We start from the raw sequence: 17,398 nt of genomic DNA on the forward strand, positions 1-17,398 counted from the left end.
CTCCCGACGCAGTGCGAAAACAGCACCGCCACCACCACGGCCTGTGCCCTGGGTGTCCACGGGTTGAGCGACCGGGACATGGAGCGACGCGGCGTCGCACCGGCCCGAGACGCTGAGCGCCAGGGGGCCGTTGCGATATGACGAGCGGATGCGTCGCGCCCTCCCCGCCCTCCTCTTCTCGCTGTGCCTCGCCTGTGGTTCGACGAACGAGGCTCCGCCCAACCCCGGTGGCGAAGCGTGTGCGCAGTACTCCTTCCCGCTGTCGGACACGTCATCGTCCAGTCACGTGAGCTCGTGCGGCAGCACCGCGTGCGGCAACGGAGAGAACCCGCCCAACTCCGGCATGCACTGCCCCACGTGGCTGTCGTGCCGCAGCTACACCACGGAGCAGCCGCGCTGCTCGTGGATCCACAACCTGGAGCACGGCCACGCCGTGTTCCTCTACAACTGCCCCGAGGGCTGCCCCGACGACGTCGCGAAGCTGGAGGCCGCGATGGGCCAGGCCGCGGCGGGCAGCAACGGCGTGCGCCGCGCACTCGTCGCTCCGGACTCGCAGCTGCCCAAGCGCTTCGCCGCGCTGCTGTGGCGCCGCACGTACCTGATGGACTCCGTGGATCCCGGGGCCTTGAGCTGTCTGCTCGCGTTGCAGGACGTGGATGCCAACGAACCGGGCCTGGTCTGCCCTCCATGAAACAACTGCGATCACGGAATAAATGGCATACATGCGCGGGCTCCGCGCCGTCAGCGTGTCTCGTTTCGCCAAAATTTTGCGCGCACTGCGTCACGGTCTCTTAATGAGACACGCGCCGCCCTTGTTTGAGCCGCCTGCGTTTCCCCGGGCGGACCTGAAATCTCCCCCCTTGTCGGGGGCGGCGCGTCGACATGACCGAAACCGTCGACGCCCCCGTGTCCCCTCGGGGTCTGGCTCCTCGAACCATCGCTGATGCCTTCGAGGTCCAGGCCGCGCTTCGTCCCCAGGCTGTCGCCGTCAGCTGTGACGGAGAGCACCTCACGTACGCGGAGCTGGATGCGCGGGCGAACCAGCTCGCGGGCTGGTTGAAGGCGCGAGGCGTGGGCCGCGAACACCCCCAGGTCGGCGTGTGTCTGCCGCGCTCCATCGACCTCATCGTCACGCTGGTGGGCATCCTCAAGGCCGGCGGCGCGTACGTCCCGCTGGATCCGGAGTACCCGTCGGAGCGGCTCGCCTTCATGGCCACGGACTCGTGCGTGCGGATCATCGTCACGCGCGCCGGCCTGGAGTCGCGGCTGCCGTCCGGTGACTGGCACACGCTCCGCGTGGATGCGGACGCGCAGGCGGTGACGGTGTTCAGCGATGGCCCCGTCGCGCGCGACGCCGTGGAGGAGGACCTCGCCTATGTCATCTTCACGTCCGGCTCCACGGGGCGGCCCAAGGGCGTGTGCATCCCCCACCGGGGCGTGCTGCGGATGGTGCTCGATCCGGGCTACGCGCACCTGGGCCCGGACGAGGTGCTGTTGCAGCTGTCTCCGGTAGCCTTCGACGCGTCCACGTTCGAGCTCTGGGGCGCGCTGCTCAACGGGGGTCGGCTGGCGGTGTTCTCGCCTGGGGCCTCGGCGCTGGACGAGCTGGGGGACTTCCTGCGTGCGGAGCGTGTGACGACGGCGTTCCTCACCGCCGGCCTGTTCAACACGATGGTGGACCGGGGCCTGCCGGGCACGGAGGCGCTGCGACAGCTCCTCACGGGCGGCGAGGTGATGTCGCTGCCCCACGCGCGCCGGGCGCTGGAGCTGCTGCCCCGAGGGCACATCGTCAACTGCTACGGCCCCACGGAGAACTCCGCCTTCACGAGCTGCCAGCCCCTGCGCGCGCCGCTCGGCTCCGGGCCCGTGCCCATCGGCCACGCCGTCTCTGGCACTCGGATGTACGTGCTGGACACGCAGGGCCGCGAGCTCCCGGTGGGCGCCGTGGGGGAGCTGTACACGGGAGGCAGCGGCGTCGCCTGGGGTTACTGGTCGCGTCCGGAGCTGACCGCCGAGCGGTTCCTGCCGGATCCCTTCAGCGCCGAACCCGGCGCGCGCATGTACCGCACGGGGGACCTGGTGCGGCGGCTCGAGGACGGCGCGGTGGACTTCGTGGGACGCGGCGACCAGCAGGTCAAGGTGCGCGGCTTTCGCATCGAGCCCGGTGAAGTCGAAGCGGCGCTGCGCCTGCACGCCTCCGTGAAGGAGGCCGTGGTGATGGTGCGCGAGGACGTGCCAGGAGACCGGCGGCTCGTGGGGTATGTGACGGCGTCCGTCCCCCTGACGGCGCCGGTGCTGCGAGCCCACCTGAAGGGCCTGTTGCCCGCGCACATGCTGCCTTCGGCCATCGTCGTGCTGGACGAGATGCCGCTCGCACCCAGCGGCAAGGTGGAGCGCAAGGCCCTGCCGGATCCGCGCGAATCCGCAGGAGCCGGTGAGGACTTCGTCGCGCCAGAGACCGCGCTGGAGCAGGCAATCGCGCGGGTCTGGGCGGAGGTGCTCCGCATGGACGCGGTCAGCGCCACGGCGAACTTTTTCGAGCTGGGCGGGCAATCCCTCCTGGCCACGCAGGCCATGGGCCGGCTGAGCGACGTGCTCCAGCGACCCGTCGCGCTCCGCTCGCTGTTCGCCCATCCCGTCCTCCGGGACTTCGCCGCCGCGCTGGAGACCGCCGCGCCGACGGCCGAGCGCGCGGAGGCGCCCATCCCCCCGCGCACGGACTCCGCACGGGAGCAGCTGTCGTTCGCGCAGCAGCGGCTGTGGTTCCTGGATCAGTGGATGCCGGGCTCCGCGCTGTACTCGCTGCCGTTCGCGTTCCGGCTGGAGGGGCCTCTGGACCCCGAGGCGCTGGAACGAGCGCTCCAGGTCGTGGTGGACCGGCACGAAGCCCTGCGCACCACCTTCCCGGGGGAAGGCGCCGCCCTCCAGCACGTCGCCCCGCAGCTGCCCGTGACGCTGGAGCGCGCGGAGGCCAGCTCCGAGGCGGAGACGCTCGCGTGCATGCAGCGTGAAGCGGAGCGCCCGTTCGACCTGGCCCGGGGCCCGTTGTTCCGCGCGCTGCTCATCCATGAGGCGGAGCGGCGCCACGTGCTGGTGCTCAACCTGCACCACATCGTGTCCGACGGCTGGTCCTTCGGTGTGCTGTATCAGGAGCTGTCCCTGGCGTACCGCGCCGCGGAGCTGGCGCCCCTGCCCCTCCAGTACCCCGACTACGCGGCGTGGCAGCGCCAGTGGCTCCAGGGCGCCGTGCTCCAGCGGGAGCTGGGCTTCTGGGAGCGGCAACTCGCGGGGGTGTCGCACGTGCTGGAGCTGCCCACCGACCGGCCCCGTCCCGCCGCGCAGCGCTTCGAGGGCGCCGTGCATCGCTTCACGGTTCCCGCCCCGCTCCACCGTGCGCTGGAGGGACTGGCCCGCCGTGAAGGGGCCACGTTGTTCATGGCCCTGCTCACCGGGTTCCAGGTGCTGCTGTCGCGCTACAGCGGACAACGGGACTTCGTGGTGGGCACGCCCATCGCGAACCGCACGCGCAAGGAGCTGGAGGGGCTCATCGGCTTCTTCGTCAACACGCTGCCCATCCGGGCCCGCTTCGACGGGGAGCCATCGTTCGTCCAACTGCTCGCCCAGGTGCGCGACCACGCGCTGGGGGCGTATGCACATCAGCACCTGCCCTTCGAGAAGCTGGTTGACGCGCTCCAGGTCGAACGCGATGCGAGCCGGACGCCCCTCATCCAGGTGCTGTTCGCGCTACAGAACGCGCCCGCGTCGCGGCTCGAGTTCCCGGACGTCACCGTCACCCCGCTGACGCTGGACACGAACACGTCCAAGTTCGACCTGTTCCTCGCGCTGGAGGAAGCCGGTGGGGCGCTCGCGGGCACGATCGAGTACGCCACGGCGCTGTTCGATGCGACCACCATCGAGCGCCTGATGGAGCACTACCTCCAGGTGCTGCGGTGCCTCGTCGAAGCACCGGACCGGGCCACCGGCGATGCCCTCTTCCTGTCGGAGGCGGAGCAACGGCGGGCACTCCGCGACTGGAACGCGTCCGCGCGCCTCTACCCTTCGGACCTGTCCATCGTGGACGCCTTCGCGCTCCAGGTCGCTCGGCGGCCCGAGGCCATCGCCGTGAGCCACGGGGCCGTGACGCTCACCTACGCGGAGCTGGATGCGCGGGCGGAGTCGCTGGCGCGGCGGCTGCGGGCGCTCGGGGTGGGACGCCGCACGCCGCAGGTGGGCGTGTGCCTGCCGCGCTCCATCGACCTCATCGTGTCGCTGCTCGCCATCCTCAAGGCGGGCGGCGCGTACGTCCCGCTGGATCCGGAACACCCTTCCGAGCGGCTCGCCTTCATGGCCACCGACGCGCGGCTGGTGGCCATCGTCACGCATGAGGCGCTGGCGTCCGGGCTGCCTCCGGGGTCATGGACTCCCGTGTGCCTGGATGTTCCGTGGAATGCCATGGAAGGACCAGCCACCGAACCCACGATGCCTGCGGACCTGGCGCACATCATCTACACCTCCGGGTCCACGGGCCAACCCAAGGGCGTGTGCATCCCGCATCAGGGCGTGGTGCGGCTGGTGCTCAACCCGGACTACGTGCACCTGGGACCGGGCGACCGGATGGCGCAGTCCACGACCATCGCGTTCGACCTGTCCACGCTGGAGATCTGGGGTGCGCTGCTCAACGGGGCCACGCTGGTCCTGTTCACCAAGGACGAGATCATCGACCCGGACGTCCTGGCGCGCAGGCTCCAGGACGAGCACATCACGCACATGGTGCTGGCCACGGCGTTGTTCAACCACGTCGCGCGCTCGCGGCCCGAGGCCTTCCGCCACCTGTCCTGGATGATCTTCGGCGGCGAGGCCGCGGACGTCGCCAGCGTCAACGTGGTCCTGTCGCATGGCGGACCCACGGCGCTGATCAACGGATACGGGCCCACGGAGAACACGTCGTTCAGCACGTGGCACCGGGTGCCGCGCGCGGGCGCCGAGTCCGTGCCCATCGGTGGACCGATCGCAAACAGCACGGCGTACGTGCTCGATGCCCGGCTCCACCTGGTGCCTCCGGGTGTCGTGGGAGAGCTGTTCGTAGGCGGAGACGGGCTGGCGCTCGGGTACTGGGAGCGGCCCAGCCTCACCGCGGAGAAGTTCATCCCGCACCCGTTCAGCGACACGCCCGGCGCGCGGCTCTACCGCACCGGAGACCTCGTCCGGCAACGCGCGGATGGCGTCCTGGAGTACGTGGGCCGCCGCGACCATCAGATCAAGCTGCGCGGCTTCCGCATCGAGCTGGGCGAGGTGGAGGCGGCCCTGCGCCAGCACCCGGCCGTGAGGGAAGCGATCGTGATGCTGCGCGAGGACACACCGGGCGACCGCCGGCTCGTGGCCTACGTCGCGGCCACGGAGGTCACGGAGGCGGCATTCCGTGAGTTCCTCCAGGCCCGGCTCCCGGGCCACATGGTGCCCTCCGCGTTCGTGGTGCTGGAGTCGTTGCCGCTCACGCCCAACGGGAAGATCGACCGGCGCGCCCTGCCCATCCCCGAAGCCTCCGCGACCGAGGACTTCATCGCGCCCCGAAACCCGCTCGAAGCGCGCATCGCCGCCATCTGGTCCGCCGTCCTGGGCGGACGTGACGTGGGAGCGCACTCGCACTTCTTCGACCTGGGCGGCCATTCGCTGCTGGCCACGCAGGTGGTGTCCCGCGTGCGGGAGGCCCTGGGCGTGTCGCTTCCCGTGCGGGCGCTCTTCGAGGCGCCGCGCCTGGAGGCGTTCGTCCGCATCGTGGAGGGCCTGCTCGCGCAAGGTCCCCGGGAGGACTCGCGCATCCCCGTGGCGCCTCGCGGCTCCGAACCGCTCCCGCTGTCCTTCGCGCAGGAGCGGCTGTGGTTCCTGAGCCAGCTTCACGACGCGCCGGGCGTCTACAACATGCCCCTCGCGCTGCGCCTGGACGGTCCCCTGGAGGTCGAGGTGCTGCGCGCCAGCCTGGAGGCGCTCGTGCTGCGCCACGAGTCCCTTCGCACCACGTTCCCAGCGGGTGAACGCCCCACGCAGCACATCACCGAGGCGCCGGTCCTCGCGCTGGAGGTCCAGCGATTCGACGCGCGGGAGCCGGGGGACTCGCGGGTCCAGGCCCGCTTGCGGCAGGAGGCGGACAGGCCCTTTGATCTCGCACGGGGGCCGTTGTTCCGGGCGCTCCTGCTCCAGCTCGAAGGTACGTGCTCGGTGCTGGTGCTCAACCTGCACCACATCGTGTCGGACGGCTGGTCGCTCGGCGTGCTCTACCGGGAGCTGTCCGACGAATACCGCGCGCGGCTCCAGGGCGAGGTGCCGCGGCTGCCCCCGCTGCCCGTGCAGTACGCGGACTACGCGACGTGGCAGCGCCAGTGGCTCCAGGGCGACGTGCTTCAGGAACAGCTTGAGTTCTGGAAGGGGCAGCTCGCGGATGCACCGCATGTCCTGGAGCTGCCCACGGACCGCCCGCGCCCCGCGGTGCAGCGGTTCGACGGCGCTTCGTTCCGGTTCACGTTGCCCTCCGGGCTTCGCCAGTCGCTGGAGGCCCTGGCCCGAGAGGAAGGGGCCACGCTCTACATGACACTGATGGCGGGCTTCCAGTTGCTGCTGTCCCGCTACAGCGGGCAGCGGGACTTCATCGTCGGCACGCCCATCGCCAACCGCACGCACGAGGAGGTGGAGGGCCTCATCGGCTTCTTCGTCAACACGCTCCCGCTGCGGGCCCACCTGCCCGACGGCGCTTCCTTCCGCGATGTGCTGCGACAGGTGCGCGACCGGGCCCTGGGCGCGTACGCCCATCAGGAGCTGCCGTTCGAGAAGCTCGTGGAGGAGCTGCACGTCGAGCGCGCCCTGAGCCACGGGCCGCTGGTGCAGGTGATGTTCGCCCTACAGAACGCGCCCGGCACGTTGCCGCGGCTCCCGGGCCTCCAGATTCAGGCGCTGGAGCTGCCGCTCCAGACCTCCAAGTTCGACCTCAGCTTGATGCTGGAGGAGACCGGCGACGGGCTGTTGGGCGTCCTCGAATACGCGAGCGCGCTGTTCGAGCCTCACACCATCGAACGGATGGCCGGCCACTTCCACCGCCTGCTGGAAGGCGCGCTGCGCCAGCCCGATGCCGCCACTCATGCATTGCCCTGGCTCTCCGAGGCGGAGCGACACCAGGTCCTCTCGGCGTGGAACGACACCGCGCGTCCCTACCCTCGCGAAGCCTCCCTCGTGCGGGCGTTCGACACGCACGTGGCCTCGCGCCCCGGTGCCATCGCCGTGCGCCATGGCGCCCAGGCACTCACCTACGCGGAGCTGGATGCTCGCGCCAATGAGCTTGCGTGGGCGCTCAAGGCCCAGGGGGTCGGACGGGCTGCGCCGCGTGTCGGCGTGTGCCTGCCCCGCTCCATCGACCTTGTCGTGGCGCTCGTCGGCATCCTCAAGGCCGGTGGCGCCTATGTGCCACTGGATCCGGACTACCCGGCGGACCGGCTTGCCTTCATGGCCACCGATGCTCGGCTCGTCGCGGTCGTCAGCGCCTCGGAGCTCGCGGAGCAGGTCCCCTCGGGGCCGTGGACGGTCCTGCGCATGGATGCGCTGCCGGCGGGGCTGGAGCGCCATGCGCCTCCGGAGGCGTGCACGGGCGATGATCTGGCGCACCTCATCTACACGTCCGGGTCCACGGGCCGGCCCAAGGGCGTGTGCATTCCGCATCGAGGCGTTGCCCGGCTGGTCCTCGATCCCGACTTCATCCAGCTCCGCCCCGAGGACCGCATCGCGCAGACGTCCACGGTCGCCTTCGATGCCTCGACGTTCGAGCTGTGGAGCGCCCTGCTCAACGGCGCGACGCTCGTCCTGCTATCGAAAGAGGAGGTCATCGACCCCACGGTGTTGGCGCGGCGGGTCCGTGACGAAGGCATCACGGTCCTGTTCCTGACCACGGCGCTCCTCAACCACGTCGCGCGAACCGACCCGTCGCTGCTGAAGGGCCTCCGCTGGCTCCTGTTCGGGGGCGAGGCCGCGGATCCGGCGTGCATCCGCGCGCTTCTCGCACACAGCGCACCGGAGCACCTGGTCCACGCCTACGGGCCCACGGAGAACTCCGCGTACAGCACGTGGTTCTCCCCGACGCACGTCGAACCCGATGCGGTGACGGTGCCCATCGGTCGCCCGGTGTCCAACAGCACGGCCTATGTGCTGGATGCGCACCTGCACCCGGTGGCACCCGGCGTCGTCGGCGAGCTGTTCGTCGGCGGAGACGGCCTCGCCTGGGGCTACTGGGAGCGGCCCGAGCTCACCGCAACCGCCTTCATCCCCCATCCCTTCTCCTCCACCCCGGGCGCCCGCCTCTACCGCACGGGCGACCTCGTCCGGCAGCACCACGACGGCGCGCTCGACTTCGTCGGCCGTCGCGACCATCAGGTCAAGGTGCGTGGCTTCCGCATCGAGCCCGGCGAGATCGAAGCCGTCCTGCGCCAGCACCCTGCCGTCCGTGAAGCGCTCGTCCTCGTGCGTGAGGACTCGCCGGGCGACAAGCGCCTCGTCGCCTACGTCACCTTCCGCGACGCCATCACGGCTCAAGACCTGCGCGCCCACGCCCAGGCTTCGCTCCCCAGCCACATGGTCCCGTCCGCCTTCGTGCTGATGGACGCCCTGCCCATGACGCCCAATGGGAAGGTGGACCGCCGCGCGCTGCCAGCGCCTGAAGGTGAGGCCGCGCCGACGACGGGCGCGCGGGCGCTGACCGCGCTGGAACAGACCTTGAGCGCCATCTGGTGCGCGGTGCTGAACCGGGCCCACATCCCCATCGACGCGAACTTCTTCGAGCTGGGCGGGCACTCCCTGCTGGCCACGCAGATCGTCTCGCGTGCATCACAGGTGCTGGGCATTCCCGTCCCCGTGCGGACGCTCTTCGAGTTCCCGACCATCGAAGGCATGGCCCGCGCGCTGGAAGGCCGCGTGCAGGACTCGGTCGGATCCGTTCCCGCGCTCCGGCCCTGGACCGGCGAAGGGTCGCCGCCCCTGTCCTTCGCGCAGGAGCGGCTCTGGTTCCTCAACCAGTTCCACTCGGACCGGGCTGCGTACAACATGCCCATGGTGCTGCGGCTGGAAGGCTCGCTGGACGTGGACGCGATGGCGCACGCCCTCCAGGCGCTGGTGGACCGGCACGCATCCCTGCGCACGGTGTTCCCCGGCGAAGGAGCCCCCGAGCAGCGCATCCTGCCCCACGTGACCGTGTCCCTCCGCCGCGTCGAGGCATCCTCCCGGGACGAAGCGGACGCCCTGCTGCGCGAGGAGGCGGAGACGCCCTTCGACCTCGCCGAGGGCCCGCTGTTCCGCGCGCTGCTGGTGCACGAGGACGCGACTCACCACGTGCTGCTGCTCAACCTGCATCACATCGTGTCCGATGGCTGGTCGATGGGCGTGCTCTACCGCGAGCTGTCCGCGGAATACGACGCGCGCCACTCGGGGCGGGCCTCGGAGCGGACGGCCCTGCCCGTGCAGTACGCGGACTTCGCGGCGTGGCAGCGTCAGTGGCTCCAGGGCGACGTGCTCCAGCGGCAGCTCGACTACTGGAAGGGACAGCTCGCGGACGCACCGCATGTCCTGGAGCTGCCCACGGACCATCCCCGCCCGGCCGTGCAGCAGTTCGCGGGCTCCATCCATGGGTTCACCCTGCCGCGCACCGTGCTCGACGCGCTGTCGGGGCTGGGGCGACAGGAAGGAGCCACGCTGTTCATGGCGTTGATGGCGGGCTTCCAGTTGCTGCTGTCCCGCTACAGCGGGCAGCGGGACTTCATCGTCGGCACGCCCATCGCCAACCGCACACGCGAGGAGGTGGAGGGCCTCATCGGCTTCTTCGTCAACACACTCCCGCTGCGGGCCCACCTGCCCGACGGCGCTTCCTTCCGCGATGTGCTGCGACAGGTGCGCGACCGGGCCCTGGGCGCGTACGCCCATCAAGAGCTGCCGTTCGAAAAGCTCGTGGAAGAGCTGCACGTCGAACGCGCCCTGAGCCACGGGCCGCTGGTGCAGGTGATGTTCACCTTGCAGAACGCTCCCGGCGCACCGCCGCAGCTCCCGGGCCTCCAGGTCCAGGCGCTGGAGCTTCAGACCCCGACGTCCAAGTTCGATCTCACCCTGGCGCTGACCGAAACCCCCGAAGGACTCAGCGGCACGTTCGAGTACGCGACCTCCCTGTTCGAGCCCCGCACCGTCGAGCGGATGGCCGACCACTTCCACCGCATCCTCGAAGGCGCCCTCCGCGATCCCGATGTGGCCATCCACGCCCTGCCCTGGCTCTCCGAGGCGGAGCGCCAGCAGGCCATCACCGCGTGGAACGAGACCGGCCGTCCCTATCCGCGAGACAGCTCCCTGGTGCAGGCCTTCGAGGCCCAGGTGGCGAAGCGTCCGGACGCCATCGCCGTGCGCCATGGGGACCAGGCGCTCACCTACGCGGAGCTGGATGCCCGCGCCAACCAGCTCGCCTGGACGCTCAAGGCCCAGGGCATCGGCCCCGCCGCGCCTCGCGTGGGCGTGTGCCTGCCTCGCTCGGCTGAGCTCATCGTGGCGCTGGTCGCCGTGCTCAAGGCGGGTGGCGCCTACGTACCGCTGGATCCGGACTACCCGGCGGATCGCCTTGCGCTCATGATCTCCGATTCGAAGGTGCATCGGATCATCACGGGGCCGGCCCCCGCGAGCCGGATCTCTTCGGACAGCGCCGGGTGCATTCGCATTGATGCGTTGGAGGCCACCGCGCCTTCCGGTTCACCTTACGACCCGACGCGCTTCCACCCCCAGGAGCCCGCCTACGTCATCTACACGTCCGGCTCCACGGGGCGCCCCAAGGGCGTCTGCGTTCCCCATCAGGCCGTGATGCGCCTGGTGATGGATCCTGACTACATCCCCTTCGGCCCGGAGGACCGCGTGGCCCAGGCGGCGACGGCGTCCTTCGACGCCTCGACCTTCGAGGTATGGGGCGCGCTGCTCAACGGCGCCACGCTCGTCCTCTTCTCCAAGGAGGACATCATCGATCCCGCGACGCTGGCCCGGGGTCTGCGGGACGAGCGCATCACCGCCCTGTTCCTCACCACGGCCCTCTTCAACCATGTCACCCGGATGGAGCCCACGGCCTTCAACGGCCTGTCCACGCTCCTCTTCGGTGGCGAGGCCTCGGATCCGGCCTGCGTGAACCGGCTGCTCGCTCACGGTGGACCCCGAAGGCTGGTGCACGTCTACGGCCCCACGGAGAACACCACGTTCAGCACGTGGCACCTCGTCACGGAGCCTGTCACCGGCACGGTGCCCATCGGCAAGCCCCTGTCCAACAGCACGGCCTATGTGCTGGATGCGCACCTGCACCCGGTGGCACCCGGCGTCGTAGGCGAGCTGTTCGTCGGCGGAGACGGCCTCGCCTGGGGCTACTGGGAGCGGCCCGAGCTCACCGCGACCGCCTTCGTCCCCCATCCCTTCTCCTCCACCCCGGGCGCCCGCCTCTACCGCACGGGCGACCTCGTCCGGCAGCACCACGACGGCGCGCTCGACTTCGTCGGCCGTCGCGACCATCAGGTCAAGGTGCGTGGCTTCCGCATCGAGCCCGGCGAAATCGAGGCCGTCCTGCGGCAGCACCCTGCCGTCCGTGAAGCGCTCGTCCTCGTGCGTGAGGACTCGCCGGGTGACAAGCGCCTCGTCGCCTACGTCACCTTCCGCGACGCCATCACGGCTCAAGACCTGCGCGCCCACGTCCAGGCTTCGCTCCCCAGCCACATGGTCCCGGCCGCCTTCGTGTTGATGGACGCCCTGCCCCTCAACGCGAACGGCAAGGTGGACCGCCGCGCCCTTCCCCGTCCCTCCGACACTCCGGACGCGGAGGACAGCGGCGTGATGCCTCGCACGCCGTTGGAACAACAGATCGCGGACATCTGGGCGGAGGTCCTGGGGCGCAAGAACATCAGCGTCACCGCGAGCTTCTTCGACCTGGGCGGCCACTCGCTGCTCGCGGCGCAGCTCGTGTCCAAGCTGTCGGAGCACTTCCCCTTCAAGGTCCCGCTCCAGGTCCTCTTCCAGAGCCCGACGGTCGCGGCGCTGGCCCTGTGGATCCAGGCGAAGCTCACCCCGGACGCGCCGGTGGGCCCACAGGGGCCCACGCTCCCCGAAGGCATCGTGCGGCTCCAGGAGGGGCGCGCCGACCTCCCGCCGCTGTGGTGCATGCACCCGGTGGGCGGCACGGTGTTCTGCTACCAGGACCTCGTGCGGGCGCTCGGCCCCGACCGCACGGTGTACGGGTTCCAGGCGCCGGGCGTGAACGGCGAGTGCCCGCCGCTCTCGAGCATCGAAGCGCTCGCGTCACACCACCTGAGCGCCATGCTCCAGTGGCAGCCCCAGGGGCCCTACTACCTCGTGGGCCTCTCCATGGGCGGGACCATCGTCTACGAGATGGCCCAGCGCATGCTCAAGCTGGGCATTCCCCCGGCGCTGCTCGTCTTCCTCGACACGCCGGGCCCCGGTCAGATGCCCACGCGTTTCGAGGACGACGCCGCGCTGCTCGCGGCCATGTTCGGCGACGACACGCCCACGCTCGCCCAGCGCCTGCGCGCGATGCCTCCGCACGAGCAGATGAAGGAGGTGCTGCGCCAGGCCCGCGAGGGCGCGACGGTGCCGGAGTCGTATTCGCTGCGCGACCTGGAGATCTTCCTGGACGTCTGGAAGGCCCACATGCGCGCCCTCTTCAGCTACGAGCCCGTGCCCTACGAGGGAACCGCCACGTACCTGAAGGCCCAGGTGCACGTGCCGCCACACCCGCTGCATCCGGAGCAGCCGTGGCAGGGGCTCGTGAAGCACGGGCTGGAGGTGCTGCCCGTGCCCGGCAACCACCAGACGATGATCGAGCCGCCGAACGTCGAGACCCTGGCGCGCCACCTCGCCACGTGCCTGCGGCGCGTCGAGGACGCCGCGGCCCACAGCTCGGTCGCATAGCGGCGCGGGCAGCCCCCGGCGGCGTGTCCGAGGAGCGGACGGCCGGGGGCATGAGGGGCCAGGACCGGAGGGCCGTGCTCAACACGGCCGTACCGTACCGCCCGGCACGCTCGTTCAGGGGCTCGCGGGGACGTGCAACCGCCCGCGAGACCGACGTAGGGTAGCGCCGCCTGTGAGCTCCCCGACCAACGCCGTCCCCATCTCCCGCGAGCGAGTGCGCGCCATCGACTGGCTGCGCGGCCTCTCCGTCATCGTGATGATCCAGACCCACGCGCTCGTGCTGCTCACCCCCGAGCTGCGCAAGAGCGCGTGGACCGGACGCCTGCTCAAGGTGGATGGACTGGTGGCCCCCGCGTTCATCTTCTCCGCCGGGTTCGCGCTGGCGCTGCTCATGGTGCGCAGCGCCGCCGCGGGCGTGCTCCACGAGCGCGTGCCCCGCAACCTGCGCCGCATCGCGGAGGTCTTCGCCGTCGCCGCGCTCGTCAACGCGGTCTGGTTCCCCATCCTCACCGAGCCTGTGTGGCTGCTGCGCCTGGACATCCTCCACTGCGTGGGGCTGTGCCTGCTGCTCACCCTGCCCATGGCCGCGCTCCTGGCCTCGCGCCCGCGAGCGCTCGCGGGCACCGCCTTCGCCCTGGCGATGGTGGCGTTCGCGCTCGCGCCCTTCAGCGACTCCGCGGGCGAGCCCTGGGCGTCGTTCCTGCGCAAGTCCAGATGGGCCCCCTTCCCGCTGGTGCCCTGGGTGGGCTTCGCGTGGCTGGGCGCCTTCGCGGGCTGCATCGCGGGCGCGTGGGGCCGCAAGGGGCTGGCGTGGGCCCTGGGCTTCCTCATCGCGCTGGGCCTGGGGGGCACGCTGATGCCGGGCGTGCTCAGCAACCTCTACCCGCCGCACCGCTTCTTCGTCACCAACCCGTCCAACTCCGCCACCCGCTTCATGTGGGTCTGCGCGGTGCTGCTGGTGATGTTGTGGGTGGAGGGTCGGATGGCCCCGGACGCGAAGCCGTCCCGCGCGCGCCGCTTCCTGGAGGTCTTCGGCACCTCGTCGCTGTCCGCCTACTTCTTCCACGAGATGCTGCTGTACTACCGCGTCTTCGGCGTCTTCTCGTTCCAGAAGCTGTGGGGCGACTCCAGCGGGTGGCTGAAGTTCACGGGCCTGCTCGCGCTGCTCATCGCGTGCACGTTCGCGCTGTGCCTCGCGTGGGAGCCGGTGGAGCGCGCGGTGAAGAAGGGCTTCGCGCGCTCCACCCAGTGGCTGCTCAGTGTGCCGCGCTGGCCGCGGCCTGTTCGAAGGCGCGGATGAGCTCCGGCGGGGCCTGCACCAGCTCGATCAGCACGCCCTCGCCGCTCAGCGGGAACTGATCGCTCGCCTTCGGGTGGATGAAGCACACGTCGAAGCCCGCCGCGCCCTTGCGAATGCCGCCGGGCGTGAAGCGCATGCCCTGCCCTTCCAGCCATTTGACGGCCACCGCCAGGTCGTCCACCCAGAGCCCCACGTGGTTGAGCGCGGGGTCGTGCACCTTGGGACGGCCGTCGGGATTGATGGGCTGCATCAAGTCCACCTCCACCTTGAAGGGGCCCGCGCCCGCCACGACGATGTCCTCGTCCACGTTCTCCTTCTCGCTGCGGTAGGTGCCATGGGAGGTCAGGCCCAGCGTGTCCACCCACAGCTTGCGCAGGGCGCCCTTGTCCAGCCCCCCGATGGCGATCTGCTGGATGCCCAGAATCCGGAACGGTCGTGTCGTCTCCATGGGCGGGCACCGTCGCAAAAGGGGTCCCCCCACGCAAGCGCGGGCCATGCCCGGATCCGGGAAAAATTCACTGGAAAAACCCATTCCGGAGGTCGGTCGTTTCCAGGGGCACGCTGACCTTCCTCCCGTGGTCCCGGAGCCGCCATGTCCCCGTTCTTCTCGAAGCGCCGCGTGTCCCTTGTCAGTGGTGCCCTCCTCTGCGCCAGCCTCGTAAGCGCGTGCTCCTCCATGGAGCCGGCGCAGAGCGCGCCCCGCACCGAGCTCCGGCCCCAGGCCATGGCCACCACCGAGCGCGCCTCCAAGGAGGAGGCCGAGTCCCAGCTGGCGCGGCCGCCTCCGCCGCCCTCCACGCCGGCGCCCGTCGCGGCCAGGAAGAAGGTCGGTGACGTCGCCGCCGACGAGGCCACCGGCGCCGCGTCCGAGTCCCTGGCCGCGGCCCCCTCCAGCACGGCCAGGGCCGAGCCCGCCGAGCCGGCGATGCGGCGCGCTGCGCCGGCCAAGGCGCTGAAGGCCACGATGGGCGCCCTGGCGGGCAGCGGCGCACCGCTCCAGCAGCCCCTGGAGAAGGGCAAGCTGGACCTGGGCGACGACAAGTCCATCGCCGAGGGCGGCAACACCTTCGAGGCCTACAAGCCCAACGCCTTCACCGAGACGGCGAAGGACAACCTGTCCACCTTCGCGGCGGACGTGGACACGGCCTCCTACTCCATGGCGCGGCGCTACCTGCAGCAGGGCCGGCTGCCGCCCACCCAGGCGGTGCGCGTGGAGGAGTTCGTCAACTACTTCAAGTACCGCTACACCCCGCCGGAGGAAGGCGCCTTCACGGTGCACCTGGAGGGCGCGCCCTCGCCCTTCAACGCGCGCCGCCAGTTCGTGCGCGTGGGCGTGCAGGGCAAGGTCGTCTCCCGCTCGCAGCGCAAGCCCGCGCACCTGGTGTTCCTGGTGGACACCAGCGGCTCCATGGCCTCGTCGGACAAGCTGCCCCTGGCCATCGAGTCCATCAAGATCGCGGTGAAGAACCTCAACGAGAACGACACCGTGGCGCTCGTCACCTACGCGGGCTCGACGCGGGACGTGCTGCCCCCCACGCCCGCCACGGACGTGAAGAAGATCCACGCGGCGCTGGACTCGCTGTCCGCGGGCGGCGGCACGGCCATGGGCTCCGGCATGGAGCTGGCCTACAAGCACGCGGTGAAGAAGGCGGCGGGCGGCGTGGTGTCCCGCGTGGTGGTGCTCACCGACGGCGACGCCAACATCGGCAACACCACCCCGAAGGCCATGCTGGCCAGCATCGAGAAGTCCGTGGCCGAGGGCGTCACCCTCACCACGGTGGGCTTCGGCATGGGCAACTACCACGACTCGCTGATGGAGCAGCTGGCGGACAAGGGCAACGGCAACAGCTTCTACGTGGACAGCCTGAAGGAGGCGCGCAAGGTCTTCGAGACGCAGCTCACCGGCACGCTGGAGGTCATCGCGAAGGACGTGAAGTTCCAGGTGGAGTTCAACCCCCAGGCCGTCACCCGCTACCGCCTGATGGGCTACGAGAACCGGGACATCGCGGACAAGGACTTCCGCGACGACAAGGTGGACGCGGGCGAGATCGGCGCGGGCCACACCGTGACGGCGCTCTACGAGGTCGAGCTCGCGGCGGACGCCCCCCAGGCGCTGGCCACGGTGCGCATCCGCGCCAAGGCGCCCAACGGCACGGAGGCCAAGGAGCAGGCCTTCCCGCTCACCCGCGCCAACCTGAAGCCGTCCCTGGACGCCGCGTCCGCGGACTTCCGCTTCGCCGTCGCCGTGGCCGCCACCGCGGACATCCTCCGCGCCGCGCCGGCCGCCGAGGGCTGGAGCCTGGCCACCACGCAGAAGCTGGCGGAGGGCGCCGTGGCCGGTGACGCCGACCGCACCGAGTTCGTTCGCCTCATCGGCCAGGCCCGCGCGCTGACCACCGCGTCCGCCAGCGGCCGCTGAACGGGAGCCCCAGCACGACCCACGGGAAACGCGCAGCAAGGGGGGCCCAGCCCGCCACCGGGGATGCACCGGTGGCGGGCTGGGCTTTTTTCAAGGGGACGTCAGATGACGGTGATGACGGGGGGCGTGGTGGTGGTGAAGAAGTCGGCGAAGCTCGCCGCCCAGTAGGTCCCCGACCTGCCGCCGATCTTGCACGCCTTGGTGCCGGAGGCGCTCACGTGGGTCCCGGAGCTGCTGACGCTGAGGCCGCCGGTGCTGATGCTGCCCGTCATGTAGTCGCAGTAGATGTCCGCGTTGCGCGTGGTGGAGAGCGTCGTGGGGTCCACCGCCCGCACGGCCATGATGTTGGCGGCCGAGCCGCTCCACCCGTTCCGCATCACGAAGCCCACCGCGAGCCCAAGGCTGGAGCCGGAGAGGGACACGGTGCCCGGGGGGCTGAGCGGGACGGTCTGGATGACCTGCGACGCGCCAATCGTCAGGGTACAGCTGGCGCCGCCCGTGCGGGTCACCACGATGTCGTACTGCGGCGGCGAGGTGGTGATCTGCACCGTGGTCGCTTCGTAGTCACAGCCCTGCGAGGACGCCGTCGTCAGCCGCGCGCCCTGCTGCGCCAGCTCCGCGCCATCCTCCTGCTCCGGCGCGCCACAGGCGGAGAGCACGAGGGCAGACCCCAGACACACCACGGACGTCAACTTGTTCAGCATGGGAATTCC

Annotated in this window: 6 protein-coding genes; 4 read left to right on the top strand and 2 right to left on the bottom strand. The window is 70.6% G+C overall.

What is annotated here, in order from left to right; genetic code table 11:
* Window positions 1-148: 148 nt before the first annotated feature.
* The 3 genes from U8525_RS10800 (at window position 149) to U8525_RS10810 (ending at window position 14,266) form a co-directional block, all read left to right on the top strand.
* Entirely contained in the window at window positions 149-691 is a 543-nt protein-coding gene (locus U8525_RS10800; protein WP_374264459.1) for a DUF3105 domain-containing protein, read from the top strand.
* A gap of 191 nt (window positions 692-882) precedes the next feature.
* Entirely contained in the window at window positions 883-12,966 is a 12,084-nt protein-coding gene (locus U8525_RS10805; RefSeq protein ID WP_374264461.1) for a non-ribosomal peptide synthase/polyketide synthase, read from the top strand.
* Window positions 12,967-13,138: 172 nt separating this feature from the next.
* Window positions 13,139-14,266 (top strand): heparan-alpha-glucosaminide N-acetyltransferase domain-containing protein, encoded by a 1,128-nt coding sequence (locus U8525_RS10810; protein WP_374264463.1) that lies wholly within the window; start codon window positions 13,139-13,141, stop codon window positions 14,264-14,266.
* Here U8525_RS10810 and U8525_RS10815 read toward each other — a convergent pair.
* Window positions 14,223-14,714, bottom strand: a complete 492-nt coding sequence (locus tag U8525_RS10815) for a VOC family protein (RefSeq protein WP_374264465.1) — start codon at window positions 14,712-14,714, stop codon at window positions 14,223-14,225. The two genes, U8525_RS10810 and U8525_RS10815, sit on opposite strands and share 44 nt — an antisense overlap.
* Before the next feature lie 144 nt (window positions 14,715-14,858).
* Here U8525_RS10815 and U8525_RS10820 point away from each other — a divergent pair, with 144 nt between their 5' ends.
* Window positions 14,859-16,685 (top strand): von Willebrand factor type A domain-containing protein, encoded by a 1,827-nt coding sequence (locus tag U8525_RS10820; protein WP_374264467.1) that lies wholly within the window; start codon window positions 14,859-14,861, stop codon window positions 16,683-16,685.
* A 101-nt stretch (window positions 16,686-16,786) separates the two neighbouring features.
* On the opposite strand, the gene U8525_RS10825 is transcribed toward U8525_RS10820, so the two are convergent.
* A complete protein-coding gene (locus U8525_RS10825; protein WP_374264469.1) occupies window positions 16,787-17,389 on the bottom strand; it encodes a hypothetical protein in 603 nt (200 codons plus the stop codon).
* Window positions 17,390-17,398: the final 9 nt, after the last annotated feature.

Origin of the sequence: Corallococcus sp. RDP092CA (assembly GCF_041903675.1) — a bacterium.
Classification (GTDB): domain Bacteria; phylum Myxococcota; class Myxococcia; order Myxococcales; family Myxococcaceae; genus Corallococcus.